Origin of the sequence: Pontibacter rugosus (assembly GCF_042678745.1) — a bacterium.
Taxonomy (GTDB): Bacteria; Bacteroidota; Bacteroidia; order Cytophagales; family Hymenobacteraceae; genus Pontibacter; species Pontibacter rugosus.
Window position 1 is genome coordinate 1 of sequence record NZ_JBHTLD010000317.1, and the last position, 3,825, is coordinate 3,825.

The 3,825-nt window shown below is 44.5% G+C and carries 1 protein-coding gene; it reads left to right on the forward strand.

Translation table 11 applies throughout. The annotated features are described in order from the left end of the window. The first annotated feature begins 349 nt into the window (after window positions 1–349). Window positions 350–3,670, forward strand: a complete 3,321-nt coding sequence (locus ACFQ2O_RS20525) for a right-handed parallel beta-helix repeat-containing protein (RefSeq protein WP_377532514.1) — start codon at window positions 350–352, stop codon at window positions 3,668–3,670. Window positions 3,671–3,825: the final 155 nt, after the last annotated feature.

The following is a 3,825-nucleotide window of genomic DNA, read 5'->3' on the forward strand; positions in this document are numbered from 1 at the left end:
AAATTTTTAAAAAACTTATCCCATCGCCTAAATAAGCAAGAAAAGCATCTTAATTTTAAAAAATATCAGATTACAGCTTCTTAAAGCTTCTACTCATCAAACTACGGGTTTTAAACATTACTAATAAACTTTTCCGTAAACGTCTTTGTTCGAAACAAAATAATTATCACTATTGCAGGATATTAACTCCAGGCAGATAATAGCAATATTAAATTTTTTCAACTTACACAGGCCAATATATGCTATATACATACTCTCCGAATCTCTCCTATAGAACCATATCTGAGTCTGATCATAGTTCAACCACTTTAAGTGCTATCATACAGCCAAAGTATAATTAGTTTAAATTATGAAGCTTTTAAAAGGTGGTATTGGCGTAATAATGTTATTGCTAAGCTTCTGCGCACAAGCAGAGAAATATTTTGTTAGCAGTACCGGCAACGACAGCAATAACGGTCTTTCTAAAACAAGCGCTTGGGCGAGTATAGACAAAGTCAACAGTAGTTCTCTTGTACCTGGCGACACAGTAGTGTTCGAAGCAGAAGTTATTTTTTCCGGTAGCCTTGGATTTGGCGCAGAGGTAAAAGGAACTCCTGAAAAGCCCATTGTTTTGAGCTCGTATGGCACCGGGAGAGCCGTTATAAGAAGCGGAGCTGAGTCAGGTTTTAAGTTATACAATACATCTGGGTTCAAAATAGAAAATCTGGTGTTTGAAGGTCTGGGCAGAACCTCTAGCACTACTGCTGGCATGGACATTTACATGGACCTCCCCGCCACAAAGCTCCCCTACCTTGTGATCAATAATGTAGAGGTGTACGGCTACCGGGAAGCGGGTATCAGCATCGGCAGCTGGGGTGGCACCCAAGGCTTCAGGGATGTTGCCATCACTGGTTCATCCATACATGATAATGGGGATGCTGGTATCCTTGTGTGGGCAGAGGGCAATTATATTGCTCACAAAAATGTGTCTGTGGCTCACACCAAAGCATACAACAATGCTGGTATTTCCACTAAAACTAAATCGCACAGCGGAAACGGCATTTTACTTGGTGGGGTTGATGGAGGTGTAATAGAATACTGCGAAGCCTATAACAACGGATGGTTGAACGCATGGACAGGTGGTGGACCGGTAGGCATCTGGTGCTACGCCAGCAACGATGTTCTTATACAGTATAACGAGTCTCACCACAACAAGACGGGGACAGCCAAAGACGGCGGAGGGTTTGACATTGATGGTGGAAGCACTAACAGCATCATGCAATATAACTACTCGCACGACAATGACGGTGCAGGTTATTTGCTGGCCCAGTATTCAGGTGCTAAAGAGATGAAAAACCTCACCATCCGCTATAACATCAGCGAGAATGATGGAAGGAAAAACGGGTATGGCGCCATTCACTTATGGTCTTCTGGCTCAAGCGGTGGTATTCAGAACGCACATATTTACAATAACACTATTTACCTGTCTCCGGCAACAAGCGGAGCGCCAAAGGCAGTTTGGGTACAATCGGGAGGTACTACAATCGCTACTTTCAGAAACAACCTGCTGGTTACGACAGGTGGTGTCAGGTTAGTACAAATTGATGCCAATGTTGTAGCCAACGTGAAGTTTGAGGGAAATAACTACTGGGCATCCGGCATAACACCAGCCTTCTCCTGGGGGAGCACGTTATACAAGTCACTGGATTCGTGGCGCTCCAACACATTACAAGAGTCACGCAATGGAGTATCACTGGGCTACTTCCTGGATCCCAATTTACAGAACCCTGGCAAAAGCATCACTATATCAGACCAAAGGCTGCTTTATACTTTAGAAGGCTATAAGCTAGCGCGTTCTTCTCCAATGGTGGGCAAAGCGCTAAACCTGCAAAAAGATTATGGGCTAAACACTGGCAACCGAGACTTTTGGGGCAACGGCATAACGCAGCGAAACGACTTATGTATAGGTGCACACCAGGTAACGGACAATAGCAAGGCGTGTTTATATGGAGGGAAACAACAGTTAACCTTTGCGACTACGGCCCAAGGCACTTACAGCGGCTTGGGTGTGGAAGCTGGGCTGTTCACACCAGAGGCGGCCGGAGTTGGCAATCATCCCTTGATGTATACTTATACTGACACTCAAGGGCAACAACAGGTACTACATCATACCGTAATGGTAACCGACTCAAAAAACACTGAATGGACGGGCAGCAATGGTACATCAGATTGGTTTGATAGCCAGAACTGGACCACCTGCGTGCCTACGCCTACGATCAATGCCAACATTCCTGCTACAACAGCATCAGCTGCAACCTCCCCAGTTATAAAATCCGGGAAGTATGGTTACGTAAATAACCTAACGCTGGCAGCTCCCCTCACCATTGAGCACTCGGCCACTTTAGAAGTACATGGGCATATAACCGGCGACAAACTCGATGCCAAGCAAGGCTCCAGCCTTATACTCACCAGTAATGACCATCAGCAGATCCCGGGTGGCACCTACGGAAGCTTGATTTTGAAAGGCTTAGGCACCAAAGCACTTCTAGGTGAGGTTACAATAACGAATGGCCTCAACCTAATGCAAGGCAGCTTGGCGCTCGGTAACCACACCTTAAAAATGGGGGCAGAGGCAAGTGTATCGAACTACAGTGCAGAAAAATATATCATAACAGATGGCACCGGCAAATTTACACATAGTGCCATAGGGCCAGGCATTACTAAAACATTTCCTGTTGGCACGGCACAAGGCTTTGCCCCTGTAACGCTACAGAACAATGGCACCACCGATAATTTCAGTATTAGAGTCGAGGAAAACCAGATTAGCCAAGACAGTGTTCAGCCATCAGAAAGCACCATTAATAAAACTTGGCATATCGAAGAAGAAGTTACCGGAGGTTCTGATGTATCTATGGCGCTGCAGTGGACCATCCACGATGAGCCTATAACTTTTAATCGGTCTGAAAGCTATGTGAGTCATTATGAAGGTGGGGAGTGGCAGGTAATGGAAAGCAGTTCCGGCACAGTGACCCAGGGCACCTCACCTGATACCCATGTCATCATGCTGACAGGGGTTTCGTCTTTCTCTCCCTTTACTGTGGCAAGTACAGGGTCTGCCCCAACTCCTATGCCTGTTTCTTTGTCTACTTTCACAGTTGCCAGAACTGGCACGGAGGCTCTTTTACAATGGGAAACTGCTTCTGAGAAAAATAACTATGGCTTTGATATAGAGGTTTCAGAGGATGGAAAACTATTCAGCAAGATAGGCTTTGTGCCTAGTAGTTCTGGTGGTAACTCTCAAAGTAAGTTAACTTATACTTACCAAGATACAGAAGCAGGTAAAACTGATGTCAGATATTACCGCCTCCGCCAGATAGACTTTGATGGCACTGCAACTTACTCTATGGTAAGAGCAGTAGACTTTAAACAGGCAAAGCTGCTGGTTTCCGTATATCCAAACCCCTTCTCAGACAACATAACACTAGAGGTTGAAACTATCAAGGAAGAGAATCTGCAGGTTGTAATTGCAGACATGACAGGAAAGCGGGTACTACAAAAGTCTATGCGTTTGCCAGGAGGCATCTCTAAGCTCTCTTTAAGTATGACCGAGATACAACAGGAAGCATCATTCTTTTTCTTGACAGCATATATCGGCAGCACACCTTATCATATTAAATTGGTGAAGAAATAAAAGTGCAACAGCACGCTCGTAACTCAGCTCAACCATACACAAAAGAGGCAGGTATCACGTATACCTGCCTCTTTAATTTAGCACCCGCCTACTACTTGCTGTAACTTTAAAAACAGATTGTTTCTTTTTTATTACAATTCATAATCTATATAATA

Bases quoted from the DNA above. Each gene is read 5' to 3' on its own strand.
- ACFQ2O_RS20525 (WP_377532514.1), top strand. From the start codon at position 350: ATGAAGCTTTTAAAAGGTGGTATTGGCGTAATAATGTTATTGCTAAGC.